The 15,393-nt window shown below is 69.0% G+C and carries 14 protein-coding genes; 6 read left to right on the top strand and 8 right to left on the bottom strand.

The genetic code is table 11. The annotated features are described in order from the left end of the window. Window positions 1-192 precede the first annotated feature (192 nt). The 8 genes from ACZ6JT_RS19565 to rpmH form a co-directional block, all read right to left on the bottom strand. Complete coding sequence (locus ACZ6JT_RS19565; protein ID WP_469211296.1) at window positions 193-1,284, bottom strand: ParB/RepB/Spo0J family partition protein; 1,092 nt, start codon at window positions 1,282-1,284, stop codon at window positions 193-195. Further along, window positions 1,281-2,369, bottom strand: coding sequence for a ParA family protein (locus ACZ6JT_RS19560; protein ID WP_078892725.1), 1,089 nt, complete (start codon window positions 2,367-2,369; stop codon window positions 1,281-1,283). Before ACZ6JT_RS19560 ends, ACZ6JT_RS19565 begins: the two co-directional genes overlap by 4 nt. Window positions 2,370-2,644: 275 nt before the next feature. Then, on the bottom strand, window positions 2,645-3,361 hold the full coding sequence (rsmG, locus tag ACZ6JT_RS19555; protein WP_030707721.1) for a 16S rRNA (guanine(527)-N(7))-methyltransferase RsmG: 717 nt from the start codon (window positions 3,359-3,361) through the stop codon (window positions 2,645-2,647). A gap of 146 nt (window positions 3,362-3,507) precedes the next feature. After that, a complete protein-coding gene (locus ACZ6JT_RS19550; protein ID WP_030707720.1) occupies window positions 3,508-4,020 on the bottom strand; it encodes a Jag family protein in 513 nt (170 codons plus the stop codon). 15 nt (window positions 4,021-4,035) lie between these two features. After that, a complete protein-coding gene (gene yidC / locus ACZ6JT_RS19545; RefSeq protein ID WP_469211293.1) occupies window positions 4,036-5,139 on the bottom strand; it encodes a membrane protein insertase YidC in 1,104 nt (367 codons plus the stop codon). 3 nt (window positions 5,140-5,142) lie between these two features. Next, the gene (gene yidD, locus ACZ6JT_RS19540) at window positions 5,143-5,424 is read right to left on the bottom strand and encodes a membrane protein insertion efficiency factor YidD (RefSeq protein ID WP_076043740.1); all 282 of its coding nucleotides are present in this window, start codon (window positions 5,422-5,424) and stop codon (window positions 5,143-5,145) included. Beyond that, the gene (gene rnpA, locus ACZ6JT_RS19535) at window positions 5,421-5,795 is read right to left on the bottom strand and encodes a ribonuclease P protein component (protein ID WP_365468013.1); all 375 of its coding nucleotides are present in this window, start codon (window positions 5,793-5,795) and stop codon (window positions 5,421-5,423) included. The genes yidD and rnpA overlap by 4 nt, the downstream gene beginning before the upstream one ends. A 21-nt stretch (window positions 5,796-5,816) precedes the next feature. Continuing rightward, entirely contained in the window at window positions 5,817-5,954 is a 138-nt protein-coding gene (gene rpmH, locus ACZ6JT_RS19530) for a 50S ribosomal protein L34 (RefSeq protein ID WP_008741645.1), read from the bottom strand. A gap of 102 nt (window positions 5,955-6,056) precedes the next feature. On the opposite strand from rpmH, the gene dnaA reads away from it, so the two are divergent. The 6 genes from dnaA to gyrB all read left to right on the top strand — a co-directional run bounded on the left by dnaA (window position 6,057) and on the right by gyrB (window position 15,376). Then, window positions 6,057-8,108 carry a chromosomal replication initiator protein DnaA gene (dnaA, locus tag ACZ6JT_RS19525; protein ID WP_469211290.1) on the top strand — a complete coding sequence of 684 codons (2,052 nt, stop codon included), beginning with the start codon at window positions 6,057-6,059 and terminating at the stop codon, window positions 8,106-8,108. A gap of 876 nt (window positions 8,109-8,984) precedes the next feature. Further along, on the top strand, window positions 8,985-10,115 hold the full coding sequence (dnaN, locus tag ACZ6JT_RS19520; protein WP_469211289.1) for a DNA polymerase III subunit beta: 1,131 nt from the start codon (window positions 8,985-8,987) through the stop codon (window positions 10,113-10,115). A gap of 189 nt (window positions 10,116-10,304) precedes the next feature. Next, window positions 10,305-11,180, top strand: coding sequence for a phosphogluconate dehydrogenase (NAD(+)-dependent, decarboxylating) (gene gnd / locus ACZ6JT_RS19515; RefSeq protein WP_376615623.1), 876 nt, complete (start codon window positions 10,305-10,307; stop codon window positions 11,178-11,180). Window positions 11,181-11,254: 74 nt separating this feature from the next. Further along, complete coding sequence (recF, locus tag ACZ6JT_RS19510; RefSeq protein WP_469211287.1) at window positions 11,255-12,391, top strand: DNA replication/repair protein RecF; 1,137 nt, start codon at window positions 11,255-11,257, stop codon at window positions 12,389-12,391. After that, complete coding sequence (locus tag ACZ6JT_RS19505; protein WP_469211286.1) at window positions 12,388-12,921, top strand: DciA family protein; 534 nt, start codon at window positions 12,388-12,390, stop codon at window positions 12,919-12,921. The genes recF and ACZ6JT_RS19505 overlap by 4 nt, the downstream gene beginning before the upstream one ends. Window positions 12,922-13,315: 394 nt before the next feature. Next, window positions 13,316-15,376: a DNA topoisomerase (ATP-hydrolyzing) subunit B gene (gene gyrB / locus ACZ6JT_RS19500; protein ID WP_469211285.1), complete on the top strand. Its 2,061-nt coding sequence runs from the start codon at window positions 13,316-13,318 to the stop codon at window positions 15,374-15,376. Window positions 15,377-15,393 lie beyond the last annotated feature (17 nt).

The raw sequence follows: 15,393 nt of genomic DNA, 5'->3' as shown, positions 1-15,393 counted from the left end.
ATCGTATCCACTGGCCCCTCGTTCTTCGACAGCACGGCGAAGGGGCGGGGGGGGGGGGGGGGGGGGGGGGGGGGGGGCACCCCCCCCCCCCCCCCCCTCCCCCCCCCCCCCACCCCCCCCCCCCCCCCCCCCCCCCCCCCCCCCCCCCCCCCCCCCCCCCCCCCCCCCCCCCGCCCCTCGGCGGCCCTGGGATCACTCCCCGGAAAGACCCTGTTCCAGCACCCGGCCCTCGCCCGGCGCCAGCGTTCCCAGAATCCGCTCCAGATCCTCCATCGACGCGAACTCGACGGTGATCTTGCCCTTCTTCTGGCCCAGATCCACCTTCACCCGCGTCTCGAACCGGTCCGACAGCCGCGTCGCCAGCTCGCTGAGCGCCGGAGCCACCCGGGCACCCGCACGCGGACCCTTCGGCTTCACCCCGCTCGAAGGCTCCGAGGCCATCAGCGTCACGATCTCCTCGACCGCGCGCACCGACAGACCCTCGGCCACGATCCGGTGCGCCAGCCGGTCCTGCTCCTCGGAGTCGTCCACCGAGAGCAGCGCGCGCGCATGTCCGGCCGACAGCACGCCCGCCGCCACCCGGCGCTGCACCGACGGCGACAGCTTCAGCAGCCGCAGCGTGTTCGACACCTGGGGCCGCGAACGCCCGATCCGGTCCGCCAGCTGGTCGTGGGTGCAGTTGAAGTCCTGGAGCAGCTGGTCGTACGCCGCAGCCTCCTCCAACGGGTTCAGCTGAGCCCGGTGCAGGTTCTCCAGCAGCGCGTCCAGCAGCAGCTTCTCATCGTCCGTCGCCCGGATGATCGCCGGAATGGCCTCCAGCCCGGCCTCCCGGCAGGCACGCCAGCGCCGCTCACCCATGATCAGCTCGTAGCGACCCGGAGCAGACTGCCGCACCACCACCGGCTGAAGCAGACCCACCTCCTGGATGGAGGTCACCAGCTCGGCGAGAGCGTCCTCGTCGAACACCTCGCGGGGCTGCCGCGGGTTCGGCGTGATCGCGTCCATCGGAAGCTCCGCGAACGTCGCTCCCGCCACCACATTGGTCTCGGTCGGCACCGGATCCGACTCTTGCGCCGGGACGACCGCGAGCGATGTTTCACGTGAAACATCCGCCTGCGCCAGCGAAGCGAGCTTCGCCGCCGCGACCCCGCGCTCCGAGGTGATGACCGGCACCGCCGACGGAGACGTCGAACCGGCACTGATCACCGGCGGCGTCTTCTCCTGCGGGGCCGCGGGAATCAGCGCACCGAGCCCCCGCCCCAGACCTCTACGTCGCTCGCTCACTGGATCCCCTCCGCCACACTCTGCGTGCTGTTCATGCCCGCGCCCAGATGGGCGTGCTGGGCGTCGTACTGCATTCCGACCCCTCGATACGCGATCTCTCGCGCCGCCTCCAGATAGGAGAGGGAACCGCTTGAGCCCGGGTCGTACGTGAGCACCGTCTGCCCGTAGCTGGGCGCCTCGGAGATACGCACCGACCGGGGGATGCTCGTCCGCAGCACCTCCTTGCCGAAGTGGCTGCGCACCTCCTCCGCCACCTGCGAGGCCAGCCGGGTCCTGCCGTCGTACATCGTCAGCAGGATGGTCGACACGTGCAGCGTCGGGTTGAGGTGGGCCCGCACCAGGTCGACATTGCGCAGCAGCTGACCCAGGCCCTCCAGCGCGTAGTACTCGCACTGGATCGGGATCAGCACCTCCGCGCCGGCCACCAGCGCGTTCACCGTCAGCAGCCCGAGCGAGGGAGGACAGTCGATCAGGATGTAGTCGAGTGGCTGCTCGTACGCCTGGATCGCCCGCTGAAGCCGGCTTTCCCGCGCCACGAGCGACACCAGCTCGATCTCCGCGCCCGCCAGATCGATCGTGGCCGGAGCACAGAAGAGCCCTTCCACATCCACGACCGGCTGGACGACCTCCAGAAGGGGCCGGCTGTCCACGAGTACGTCGTAGATCGACGGCACGTCCGCGTGGTGGTCGATGCCCAGAGCGGTGGACGCATTGCCCTGCGGGTCGAGGTCGACCACGAGGACCCGTGCCCCGTGCAGGGCCAGGGAGGCCGCCAGGTTCACGGTCGTCGTGGTCTTGCCCACGCCGCCCTTCTGGTTGGCGACCACGATGACCCGGGTCTGCTCCGGCCGGGGCAGGCGCTCTCCGGTACGCCCCAGCGCCTCGACCGCCTGCTGGGCGGCTCGGCCGATGGGGGTGTCGTTGTCTACAAGGGGCGGAGGCAATGTTTCACGTGAAACATCGTCTCCCGCCGATTCAGAGCGGGGACCGGGGACCGGATCGGCCATCGGCCCCGCGAGGTTGGCGTCGGACCGCACGGTGTCACTCTCCTCGACATCAGGCTCGCGATGAACAGAGCCTGCCATGTCACCGGGGTCGCGAACCAGCGGGGCCCGTACTCCTGTGGATGAATCCACCGATGTGGACAACTCCGTCCCTCTTGCGTCCTTGCGGTGGAGGGGGGACGCGGCCGCACGACCGCGGCTGATGATTCCGTGCAGCAGAGAGCGACGTTTCACGTGAAACACGATGCCCGGAGTGGGCCCGGACAGGGTCTTCGAGCCGCTACGACACTCCGAAATCCATACCTATGGGGCCCAACGGAGATGAAATCTCCGCCGGGCCCCCTCACATCAGAGAATCAACGGCGACGGCGGGTGCGTCCCACCCGAGCCGCCTTAGCCCGCTTGGCCGCGAACCTCACCCCACCGGGGCTCTCTCCGACCTCGACCCGGACCACCGTCGACAGCGGGTCCACCAGACCCTCGCCCACGTGCAGTACCGAGGTCTTCACCACACCGAGCTTCGCCAGTGCGGTCTTCGCCGACACGAGTTCCTCTTCGGCGGTGTCACCCTTGAGCGCCAGCATCTCCCCGTACGGGCGCAGCAGGGGAACGCCCCAGCCGGCCAGCCGGTCCAGCGGGGCCACCGCACGGGCCGTCACCACGTGCACCGGCTGCACCTTGCCGAGAACCTCCTCGGCCCGGCCCCGCACCACCGTGACGTGGTCCAGGCCCAGCAGCTCCACGGCCTCCTGGAGGAAGGTCGTGCGCCGCAGCAGCGGCTCCAGCAGTGTGATCTTGAGATCCCGGCGCACCAGCGCCAGCGGGATACCGGGCAGACCGGCGCCCGAACCCACGTCGCACACGGTGACGCCCTGAGGCACCACCTCCGACAGCACAGCGCAGTTCAGCAGGTGCCGCTCCCACAGCCGGGGCACCTCACGCGGCCCGATCAGGCCCCGCTTGACTCCCGCGTCCGCCAGCAGCTCCGCATACCGCACAGCTTCCGGGAAAAACTCACCGAACACCGCGCGCGCCTCTTCAGGCGCCGGGGGAAGCTCAGCTGCCTCCGTCACGGGGACCGTCCTTCCGTACCGCATGGTTCTGGAGAAACCACGTCTTCAAGATGCCGCGTCGTTCACATGCCAGGCGTTCACATGCCAGGCTGACAAACATCGGCCCCGCCTGCGAGACAGACGGGGCCGAATACTCGCGCCAGGGGTCAGGCCGGGAGCACAACGACGAAGCGCTGCGGCTCCTCGCCCTCGGACTCGCTCCGCAGACCGGCGGCCGCCACGGCGTCGTGGACGACCTTCCGCTCGAACGGGGTCATCGGGGCCAGCTTCATCGGCTCGCCCGAAGCCTTCACGTCCGCCGCCGCCTGGGCGCCCAGCGCCGCCAGTTCCTCGCGCTTCTTCGCGCGGAACCCGGCGATGTCCAGCATCAGCCGGCTGCGGTCCCCGGTCTCCCGGTGCACGGCGAGGCGGGTCAGCTCCTGCAGAGCCTCCAGAACCTCACCGTCGCGGCCCACGAGCTTCTGCAGGTCGCGGCTGGCGGAGTCACTGACGATCGACACCGCGGCACGGTCGGCCTCGACGTCCATGTCGATGTCGCCGTCCAGGTCGGCGATGTCCAGCAGACCCTCGAGGTAGTCGGCCGCGATCTCACCCTCCTGCTCGAGGCGGGTCAGGGTGTCGCCACTCTCAGCGGCGGCGGTGGTGGTGCCTTCCGTCACGGGAGGGACTCCTTCTTACTTCTTGGGAGAGGGCTTGCTGGGCGTCTGACGCTGCGACTTCGACTGCCGCTTGGGCTGCTGCCGCTTCGCGACACCGCCGCTCGCCGCATCCGAATCCGCCGTGGCCTCGGAACTCTTGATCACGGAGCCGTCCGGCTGGGCGGCGAGGCCCTGCTTCGTCAGAGCCGTGATGAACTTCCGCTCGTTGTCGTTGCGGTCCGGGCCCTTGGCCACGATCGCCGCGACCATCTTCTTCTTGCTCCGGCCCTTGACGTCACCGTGCGAGCCGATGTGCTTCAGCAGGCGGGTCAGGTACTGGTCCTGCGCCTTGCTGCCCGGCGTCGGGTTCTGGTTGATCACGTACATCTGCTGGCCCATGGTCCACACGTTCGTGGTCAGCCAGTAGACGAGAACACCGACGGGGAAGTTGATGCCCATGACCGCGAAGATCACGGGGAAGATGTACATCAGCATCTTCTGCTGCTGCATGAACGGCGTCTTGACCGAGAGGTCGACATTCTTCTGCATCAGCTGGCGCTGCGTGTAGAACTGCGACAGCGACATCAGGACGATCATGACGGCGGTGACGATGCGCACGTCGGTGATCGAGGCGCCCAGGGCGGCGACCTCGGCGGCGCTGTCGGTGAACTTGGAGGCCAGCGGGGCCCCGAAGATGTGGGCCTCACGCGCGCTGGCCAGCAGCGGACCGTCGATGTAGCCGATCTCTTCGCCGTTGGCGATGCTCGCCAGCACGTGGTAGAGCGCGAAGAAGAACGGGGACTGCGCCAGGATCGGAAGGCACGAGGAGAGCGGGTTGGTACCCGTCTCCTTGTACAGCTTCATCATCTCTTCGGACTGGCGCTGCTTGTCGTTCTTGTAGCGCTCCTGGATCGCCTTCATCTTCGGCTGGAGCGCCTGCATGCCTCGCGTCGCCTTGATCTGCTTCACGAAGAGCGGGATCAGACAGATGCGGATCAAGACCACCAGGGACACGATGGACAGACCCCAGGCCCATCCGCTGTTCGCACCGAAGATGGCGCCGTACAGCGAGTGGAACTGGACGATGACCCACGAGACGGGCGTGGTGATAAAGCTGAACAGACTGGCAATCGTGTCCACTAATCAGGCTCCTTGAGCATTGCGAGATCTACGCAACGCACTGCGCAGCTGCTCGTGCCAACGCGGGCGTTTACGGGGTGGGACGTGGTCCACACCACCCGGGGACCACGGATTGCACCGCAGGATCCGCCAGGCGGTCAGGGCCGTCCCCTTCACCGCACCATGCCGGTCGATGGCCGTGTACCCGTAGTGCGAACACGACGGGTAGTACCGGCACACCGGCCCGAGCAGCGGACTGATCGTCCACTGGTACAGCTTGATCAAAGCGAGCAGCGGGTACTTCATCGAGCCACGCCTCCCAGGAGCCGCACCAGAGCGGCATCCAGGTCCCGGGCCAGTTCCTCGGGGCCGGCATCACCCGCTCCGGGCAACGCACGTACCACCACCAGGCTACCGGCGGGCAGCTGCGAGAGCCGATCCCGGACCAGATGGCGCAGACGGCGCTTGACCCGGTTACGTATGACGGCGTTGCCGACAGCCTTGCTGACGACGAAACCCGCACGCGACGAGGGATCGATCTCCCCCGACTCGTGCGGGTCCGTTGCACCGCTTGTACGTAGGTGGACGACGAGGAGCGGGCGACCAGCCCGGCGACCTCGGCGTACCGCGCTCGCGAAGTCCTCGCGCCGCCTCAGCCGATTTTCGGGAGACAGCACGACGTCACGACCTGCGTGTTGTTACGCGGAAAGGGCGGCGCGGCCCTTGCCACGACGGTTCGCGAGGATCGCGCGACCGGCACGGGTACGCATCCGGAGACGGAAGCCGTGGGTCTTGGCACGACGGCGGTTGTTCGGCTGGAAGGTGCGCTTGCTCACTCGGGGGCTCCAGAGAATGAATCGTTGTGGCGGGACATCGCCTGGCTGTCACCGTGCGCCCACGAGGAGAAACTCGCGTGTTCGCCCGAGTGGCACCGCTAAATGATCACTATCAGTGACCTTCGCCCATCGGTAGGCAGGCGGCAGCAGCCATCGACAACTCGACCTCGTTACGGTACGCGCGGCTACGCCATCCGGTCAAACCGAGCCGACGTGGCCCCACACTGTGCACAGGCTGTGGACAACGACTTGAACCGTACCCGCTGGCCTGACTACCGTTGTCCGACCCCGGTTTTTTTGTCCCGACCGTCCCAAAGAACCACACATTCGTGGGACCCCTGTGAGAGAGCGTGCTCTGTGGCTGACGTACCTGCCGATCTTGCCGCAGTGTGGCCAAGGGTGCTCGAGAAGCTCCTCGGGGAGGGACAGCCGGGGATCGAGCCGAAGGACAAGCAGTGGGTCGAGAGGTGCCAGCCCCTGGCACTCGTCGCCGACACCGCACTGCTCGCCGTCCCCAACGAATGGGGCAAGCGCGTCCTCGAGGGCCGGCTCGCCCCGCTGATCAGTGACGCGCTCAGCCGCGAATGCGGCCGCCCCATCCGGATCGCCATCACCGTGGACGACTCCGCCGGCGAGCCCGCGCCGCCCGCCCCGCCCGCGCAGCAGTCCGGCGGGTACGAGCCGTACGGCGGCCAGCGCCCCGGCGGCGGCCCCGGCAACGGGGACGACCAGCTCCCCACCGCCCGCCCCGCCTACCCGGACTACCAGCAGCAGCGCCCCGAGCCCGGCGCCTGGCCCCGCGGCGGCCAGCAGGACGACTACGGCTGGCAGCAGCCCCGCCTCGGCGGTTTCCCGGAGCGCGACCCCTACGCCTCCCCGCAGCCCGGCTACCTCCAGCAGTCCGAGCCCTCCGGCTACGACCAGGGCTCCTATGAGCAGCAGCAGTACGAGCAGTCCCCGTACGACGCGCAACAGGCCCATCAGTCGCACCAGTCACATCAGTACGAGCAACAGAAGTACGAACAGCAGCAGTACGAGCAGCCCGCGCCGCGCCAGGCCCCCGGTCGGCCCGCCGCGGCCCCGGCCCCGTCCGGCGGCTCCTCCTCGGGCCCGCTGGAGCCGACCGCCCGGCTGAACCCCAAGTACCTGTTCGACACCTTCGTCATCGGCGCGTCCAACCGCTTCGCGCACGCGGCCGCGGTGGCCGTCGCCGAGGCGCCGGCGAAGGCCTACAACCCCCTGTTCATCTACGGGGAATCCGGCCTCGGCAAGACGCACCTGCTGCACGCCATCGGGCACTACGCGCGGAGCCTCTACCCCGGCACCCGCGTGCGGTACGTGAGCTCCGAGGAGTTCACCAACGAGTTCATCAACTCCATCCGCGACGGCAAGGGCGACGCGTTCCGCAAGCGCTACCGCGAGATGGACATCCTGCTCGTCGACGACATCCAGTTCCTCGCGAGCAAGGAGTCGACGCAGGAGGAGTTCTTCCACACCTTCAACACGCTCCACAACGCCAACAAGCAGATCGTGCTCTCCTCCGACCGGCCGCCCAAGCAGCTCGTCACCCTGGAGGACAGGCTCCGCAACCGCTTCGAGTGGGGCCTGATCACCGACGTCCAGCCGCCCGAGCTGGAGACCCGGATCGCGATCCTGCGCAAGAAGGCCGTCCAGGAGCAGCTCAACGCCCCGCCGGAGGTACTGGAGTTCATCGCCTCCCGCATCTCGCGCAACATCCGCGAGCTGGAGGGGGCGCTGATCCGGGTCACGGCCTTCGCGAGCCTCAACCGGCAGCCGGTCGACCTGGGCCTCACCGAGGACGTCCTGAAGAACCTGATCCCGGGCGGGGAGGACAGCGCCCCCGAGATCACCGCCTCCGACATCATGGCGGCCACCGCCGACTACTTCGGTCTGACCGTGGACGACCTGTGCGGCTCCTCGCGCAGCCGGGTCCTGGTGACCGCCCGGCAGATCGCCATGTACCTGTGCCGGGAGCTGACCGACCTGTCGCTGCCCAAGATCGGGGCCCAGTTCGGCGGCCGCGACCACACGACGGTGATGCACGCGGACCGCAAGATCCGCGCGCTGATGGCCGAACGGCGGTCCATCTACAACCAGGTCACGGAGCTCACCAACCGCATCAAGAACGGCTGAGCGCGGGCTCCCGTACCGCTCGCCGGGGCCACGAAAGGGCCCCTTCACACGCTTTCAGAGGGCGCTCCCGGACTGCGACGGGGGCGCCCTTCTTCGTCCGCGCGCCCCTGACCTGTTCGAATACGCCCCCTGGAGAGCAACTCATCCACAGATTCGGGGACTTTCTTCCGTCCACACCCTGGGGACGGGTTCCGTCGCCCACAATCTGTCCACAGGCTCGTCTGGTGAGGTTCCATCAGACCAGGTCAGTCCCCTGTGGATTTGTGCGCAACCGTCATCCACAGGCTGTGGACAAAAACTTCGTCCACAGCTCTGTCCACGACGTTGTCCACCGCCTCCCCACAGGTTCGCGCATCCTGTGCACAGGATCGGCTCTGTTCTCCACACCCTTGTCCACTGTTCGGCAACGCACCAGCCCCTCTCACCGCCCGGAGTGAAAGCGGTCACACGGAAGTAGACGTTTGGGTTGTGGAGTACCGGGGGAAAGCTGGGGACACACCTGTGGAGTAGTCGGGGTCTCCTGGGGACGGCCTGTGCAGAACTTTTCGTTCTCCACAGAGGCACGGGGTTGTCCACCGGTGTCACCCACAGGGTCGGTGGATAAAAAACGCGGTGTGACCTGCGAGAACGGGCTTATCCACCGTTTCCACAGGCCCTACTACTACCCCCATAGAGAGTCAGGCCGGTTTCGGTTTTCAAGCGGGTCCTGTGCACAACTCGTCGAGAGCCCGCCCCGACGCCTCGCTCCCGACTTGACCGCCGGCCGCACGGACTGTCGGCGCCGTACGTCAGACTGGTCCCCGGCATCGGTCGAGGCATCGACGAGCCGACGACGAAGGCCGGCAGACGAGCGAGCAACAGCAGGAGGCGGTTCCGGTGAAGATCCGGGTGGAGCGCGACGTACTCGCGGAGGCGGTGGCCTGGGCTGCCCGTAGCCTCCCGGCCCGGCCGCCGGTGCCCGTTCTCGCGGGCCTGCTGCTCAAGGCCGAGGACGGCACGCTGAGCCTCTCCGGCTTCGACTACGAGGTCTCGGCCCGCGTCTCCGTCGAGGCGGACGTCGAGGAGGACGGCACCGTCCTGGTCTCCGGCCGGCTGCTCGCCGACATCTGCCGCGCCCTGCCCAACCGCCCCGTGGAGATTTCCACAGACGGTGTACGGGCGACCGTGGTCTGCGGCTCCTCGCGATTCACACTCCACACCCTGCCTGTGGAGGAATACCCGGCGCTGCCGCAGATGCCGACCGCCACCGGCACCGTGCCCGGTGAGGTCTTCGCCTCCGCCGCCAAGCAGGTGGCCACCGCCGCCGGCCGCGACGACACGCTGCCCGTGCTGACCGGTGTCCGCATCGAGATCGAGGGCGACCGCGTCACCCTGGCCTCCACCGACCGCTACCGCTTCGCGGTCCGCGAGTTCCTGTGGAAGCCGGAGAACCCGGACGCGTCGGCCGTGGCCCTGGTGCCCGCCAAGACGCTCCAGGAGATCGCCAACTCGCTGACCAGCGGTGACACCGTCACCCTGGCGCTGTCCGGCTCGGGCGCGGGCGAAGGCCTCATCGGTTTCGAGGGCGCCGGCCGCCGCACCACCACCCGGCTGCTCGAAGGCGACCTGCCGAAGTACCGGACGCTCTTCCCGACCGAGTTCAACTCCGTCGCCGTGATCGAGACCGCGCCCTTCGTCGAGGCCGTCAAGCGCGTGGCGCTGGTGGCCGAGCGCAACACCCCGGTCCGCCTCAGCTTCGAGCAGGGGGTGCTGATCCTGGAGGCCGGCTCCTCCGACGACGCACAGGCTGTGGAAAGGGTCGACGCGCAGCTCGAAGGCGACGACATCTCGATCGCCTTCAACCCGACCTTCCTGCTGGACGGCCTGAGCGCGATCGCCTCCCCGGTGGCCCAGCTGAGCTTCACCACGTCCACCAAGCCCGCGCTGCTCAGCGGCCGTCCGGCGCTCGACGCGGAAGCCGACGAGACCTACAAGTACCTGATCATGCCGGTACGCCTCTCCGGCTGATTCTTCGCAGGTCAGGCCCGGTTTCGCGGTCAGCGAGACCGGGCCTGCGCACGTGCGGGGACAGCCGGCCCGCAGCGCGCGCCCCATGGGGCCGGGCGCCCCGGCCCGGCGTAGGCTCGGGGCCTGGGGTGTCCCCGGGATCCACGGACCCCCCGGCAAAGACGGCCACAACGCTTAAGGAACCACCTGATGGAGCTTGGTCTCGTCGGTCTCGGCAAGATGGGCGGCAACATGCGCGAGCGCATCCGCCGCGCAGGCCACACCGTCATCGGATACGACCGCAACCCGGACCTCGCCGATGTCCACAGCCTGCGGGAACTTGTGGACAGCCTGCAGGCCCCCCGCGTCGTGTGGGTGATGGTCCCGGCGGGTGCGGCGACCCAGTCCACCGTCGACGAGCTCGCGGAGCTGCTCTCGATCGGCGACATCGTCGTCGACGGCGGCAACTCCCGCTGGACCGACGACGAGAAGCACGCCGCGGAGCTGGCGGCCAAGGGCATCGGCTTCGTCGACTGCGGTGTCTCCGGCGGCGTGTGGGGCCTGGAGAACGGCTACGCCCTCATGTACGGCGGCGAGAAGGACCACGTGTCGCGGGTCCAGCCGATCTTCGACGCCCTCAAGCCCGAGGGTGACTTCGGTGCGGTACACGCCGGCAAGGTCGGCGCGGGCCACTTCGCGAAGATGGTCCACAACGGCATCGAGTACGCCATGATGCAGGCCTACGCCGAGGGCTGGGAGCTCCTGGAGAAGGTGGACTCGGTCACCGACGTCCGCGAGGTCTTCCGCTCCTGGCAGGAAGGCACCGTCATCCGCTCCTGGCTGCTGGACCTGGCCGTGAACGCCCTCGACGAGGACGAGCACCTGGAGCAGCTGCGCGGCTTCGCGCAGGACTCGGGCGAGGGCCGCTGGACGGTGGAGGCGGCCATCGACAACGCCGTACCGCTGCCCGCGATCACCGCGTCGCTGTTCGCGCGGTTCGCCTCGCGGCAGGACGACTCCCCGCAGATGAAGATGATCGCCGCGCTGCGCAACCAGTTCGGCGGCCACGCGGTCGAGAAGGCGTAGTCCACAGCCTGTCCACAACCGCTCCACAGCAGTACAGAGCAGAGCAGCAGGAAGCCGGGGGAGGTCGGCGCCGTATGCATGTCTCGCATCTCTCACTGGCCGACTTCCGCTCGTACGTCCGGGCCGAGGTTCCCCTCGACCCGGGCGTCACCGCTTTCGTGGGGCCCAACGGCCAGGGCAAGACCAACCTCGTCGAGGCGATCGGCTACCTCGCGACCCTGGGCAGCCACCGGGTCTCCGCCGACGCCCCGCTCGTCCGGATGGGCGCGGACCGGGCGATCATCCGCGCGGCCGTCACCCAGGGCGAGCGCCAGCAGCTGGTGGAGCTGGAGCTGAACCCGGGGCGGGCGAACCGGGCCCGGATCAACCGGTCCTCGCAGGTCAGGCCGCGGGACGTGCTGGGGATCGTACGCACGGTGCTGTTCGCGCCGGAGGACCTGGCCCTGGTCAAGGGCGACCCCGGGGAGCGGCGGAAGTTCCTGGACGAGCTCGTCACCGCGCGCTCGCCGCGGATGGCGGCGGTCCGCTCCGACTACGAGCGGGTGCTCAAGCAGCGCAACACCCTGCTGAAGTCGGCGGCGATGGCGCGCCGGCACGGCGGCCGCTCGATGGACATGTCCACCCTCGACGTGTGGGACCAGCACCTCGCGCGCGCGGGCGCGGAGCTGCTGGCCCAACGGCTGGACCTGATCGCGACGCTGCTGCCGCTCGCGGACAAGGCGTACGAGCAGCTCGCGCCCGGCGGCGGCCCGCTGGGGCTGGCGTACAAGTCCTCGGCCGGCGAACCGGTGGACAACGGCACGGCGCGCACCCGCGAGGCGCTCTACGAGGTGCTGCTGGCCGCGCTGGCGGAGGTGCGCAAGCAGGAGATCGAGCGCGGCGTGACGCTGGTGGGTCCGCACCGCGACGACGTGCTGCTGCGGCTCGGGGAACTGCCCGCGAAGGGGTACGCGAGCCACGGCGAGTCCTGGTCGTACGCGCTGGCGCTGCGGCTGGCCTCGTACGAGCTGCTGCGCTCGGAGGGCAGCGAGCCGGTGCTGATCCTGGACGACGTGTTCGCGGAACTCGACACGCGGCGCCGGGAGCGGCTGGCGGAGCTGGTGGCGCCGGGCGAACAGGTGCTGGTGACGGCGGCGGTGGACGACGACGTCCCGGGGGTGCTGGTGGGAACGCGGTTCGCCGTGTCCGGCGGTGAGGTGACGCGGCTGTGAGCGAGCAGGGCAGGAACCCGCAGGACGGCCGCAAGGCCCCGGAGGTCTCCGGGGTGGACCTCGCCCGCCAGGCCCTGGCGGCCGCGCGCGAGCAGGCGCGGGCCCGGGGCAACGCGGCCGGCGCCAAGAAGGGCCGGCAGCCGGGGCTGCGCTCGGGGGCCCGCGCGGACGGCCGGGACCCGATGCCGCTGATGGCGGCCCTGGACCGGCTGCGCACCGAACGCGGCTGGGAGATGCCGATGGCGGTGGCGGGCGTGATGGAGCGCTGGCCGGAGATCGTCGGCCCGGAGATCGCGGCGCACTGTGAACCGGAACGCTACGAGGACCGTGAGCTTGTCGTGCGGTGCGACTCCTCGGCGTGGGCGGCGCAGCTGAAGCTGCTGGCGCCGCAGCTGGTGGCGCGGCTGAACGCGGATCTGGGGCAGGGGACGGTGCGGATGATCAAGGTGCAGGGGCCGGGTGGGCGGCCGAAGGGGTACGGGCCGTGGCGGGCGCCCGGCAGCAAGGGGCCCGGGGACACCTACGGCTAGGCCGCGGTGGCCCTGCGGGCACGCCAGGGCGGCTACGCGTGAGGGTGCGGACAGCCCGCTCCGCGGGCCCCGGGGCTCCGCCCCCGACCCCGCGCCTCGAACGCCGGCGCGGCCGGACTTCGTGGCGTCCCTCACGGTAGCCGGAGGTTGACAGGCCGAAGCGCTGGATGCCCGCGTGAGCCTCTTTGAGCCCCTTCCCGGATGTGGGGAGTCGGAGAGAGGAGGTTGAGGGCGGCACATGCGGACTCAGGTACCGGCAAACCCCCATTCATGTCCGTGGTACCGGTAGACTGAAGCGAATCCCGCCGCTTGCGGGATCTAGCTGATACACGCTGACAACGCAGATCGACGCAGCCGCTCCTGCTTGCATGCCTGCTGGCCCGGAGTACGGCCTGTGCTGTGCCAGAAAGGGCGCTTCGTGGCCGATTCCGGCAACCCCAACGACAACCAGTCCACAGCCGGCGGGAACGGCGAGGTCACCGCCTCGTACGACGCCAGCGCGATCCAGGTCCTCGAGGGCCTGGACGCGGTCCGCAAGCGGCCGGGCATGTACATCGGCTCGACCGGTGAGCGCGGGCTCCACCACCTCGTGTACGAGGTGGTGGACAACTCGGTCGACGAGGCCCTGGCCGGGCACGCGGACACCATCGACGTCACCATCCTCGCCGACGGCGGTGTGCGGGTCGTCGACAACGGCCGAGGCATCCCGGTCGGCATCGTGCCGTCCGAGGGGAAGCCGGCCGTCGAGGTCGTCCTGACGGTCCTGCACGCGGGCGGAAAGTTCGGCGGTGGCGGCTACGCCGTCTCCGGCGGTCTGCACGGCGTCGGTGTGTCCGTCGTGAACGCCCTGTCGACCAAGGTCGCGGTCGAGGTCAAGACGGACGGCCACCGCTGGACCCAGGACTACAAGCTGGGCGTGCCGACGGCCCCGCTGGCCAAGAACGAGGAGACCGACGAGCACGGCACGTCGGTGACGTTCTGGGCCGACGGCGACATCTTCGAGACGACCGAGTACTCCTTCGAGACGCTGTCTCGGCGCTTCCAGGAGATGGCCTTCCTCAACAAGGGCCTCACCCTGACGCTGACCGACGAGCGCGAGTCGGCGAAGGCCACCGCCGGCGCCGACGACCCGGACGCGGACGCGGCCGAGCCCCAGGCGCGCACGGTGAAGTACCACTACGAGGGCGGCATCGTCGACTTCGTGAAGTACCTGAACTCGCGCAAGGGCGAGCTCATCCACCCGACCGTCATCGACGTCGAGGCCGAGGACAAGGAGCGCATGCTCTCGGTCGAGATCGCGATGCAGTGGAACTCGCAGTACACCGAGGGCGTCTACTCCTTCGCGAACACGATCCACACGCACGAGGGCGGTACGCACGAGGAGGGCTTCCGTGCGGCGCTGACGGGTCTGGTCAACCGCTACGCGCGCGACAAGAAGCTGCTGCGCGAGAAGGACGACAACCTCGCCGGCGAGGACATCCGCGAGGGTCTGACGGCGATCATCTCGGTGAAGCTGGGCGAGCCCCAGTTCGAGGGCCAGACGAAGACCAAGCTGGGCAACACCGAGGCGAAGACCTTCGTGCAGAAGGTCGTCCACGAGCACCTGAACGACTGGTTCGACCGCAACCCGGTCGAGGCCGCGGACATCATTCGCAAGTCGATCCAGGCGGCCACCGCGCGCGTCGCGGCCCGCAAGGCCCGTGACCTCACCCGTCGCAAGGGCCTGCTGGAGAGCGCCTCGCTGCCGGGCAAGCTGTCCGACTGCCAGTCGAACGACCCGACCAAGTGCGAGATCTTCATCGTCGAGGGCGACTCGGCCGGTGGCTCCGCGAAGTCCGGCCGCAACCCGATGTACCAGGCCATCCTGCCGATCCGCGGCAAGATCCTGAACGTCGAGAAGGCCCGGATCGACAAGATCCTCCAGAACACCGAGGTCCAGGCGCTGATCAGCGCCTTCGGTACCGGTGTGCACGAGGACTTCGACATCGAGAAGCTCCGCTATCACAAGATCATCTTGATGGCGGACGCCGACGTCGACGGCCAGCACATCAACACCCTGCTGCTGACCTTCCTCTTCCGCTTCATGCGGCCGCTGGTCGAGGCCGGTCACGTGTACCTGTCCCGCCCGCCGCTCTACAAGATCAAGTGGGGCCGCGACGACTTCGAGTACGCGTACTCGGACCGCGAGCGCGACGCCCTGGTGGAGCTCGGCAAGCAGAACGGCAAGCGGATCAAGGAAGACTCGATCCAGCGCTTCAAGGGTCTGGGCGAGATGAACGCCGAGGAGCTGCGCGTCACGACCATGGACGTGGACCACCGCGTGCTCGGCCAGGTCACCCTCGACGACGCGGCCCAGGCCGACGACCTGTTCTCGGTGCTGATGGGCGAGGACGTCGAGGCACGACGCTCCTTCATCCAGCGCAACGCCAAGGACGTTCGGTTCCTCGACATCTGAGTCGGCCTCCGCTGACC

Source organism: Streptomyces sp. NPDC046308 (assembly GCF_055588065.1).
Note: the sequence above shows the minus strand (reverse complement) of the source record. Positions and strands in the feature narration are given on the sequence as shown.

Excerpts from the sequence above, each read along its gene's own strand:
- yidD (WP_076043740.1), bottom strand. The coding sequence starts at position 5,424 with ATGAAGTACCCGCTGCTCGCTTTGATCAAGCTGTACCAGTGGACGATC.
- recF (WP_469211287.1), top strand. The coding sequence starts at position 11,255 with ATGCATGTCTCGCATCTCTCACTGGCCGACTTCCGCTCGTACGTCCGG.
- ACZ6JT_RS19560 (WP_078892725.1), bottom strand. The coding sequence starts at position 2,369 with ATGGCAGGCTCTGTTCATCGCGAGCCTGATGTCGAGGAGAGTGACACC.
- dnaA (WP_469211290.1), top strand. The coding sequence starts at position 6,057 with ATGATCACTATCAGTGACCTTCGCCCATCGGTAGGCAGGCGGCAGCAG.
- gnd (WP_376615623.1), top strand. The coding sequence starts at position 10,305 with ATGGAGCTTGGTCTCGTCGGTCTCGGCAAGATGGGCGGCAACATGCGC.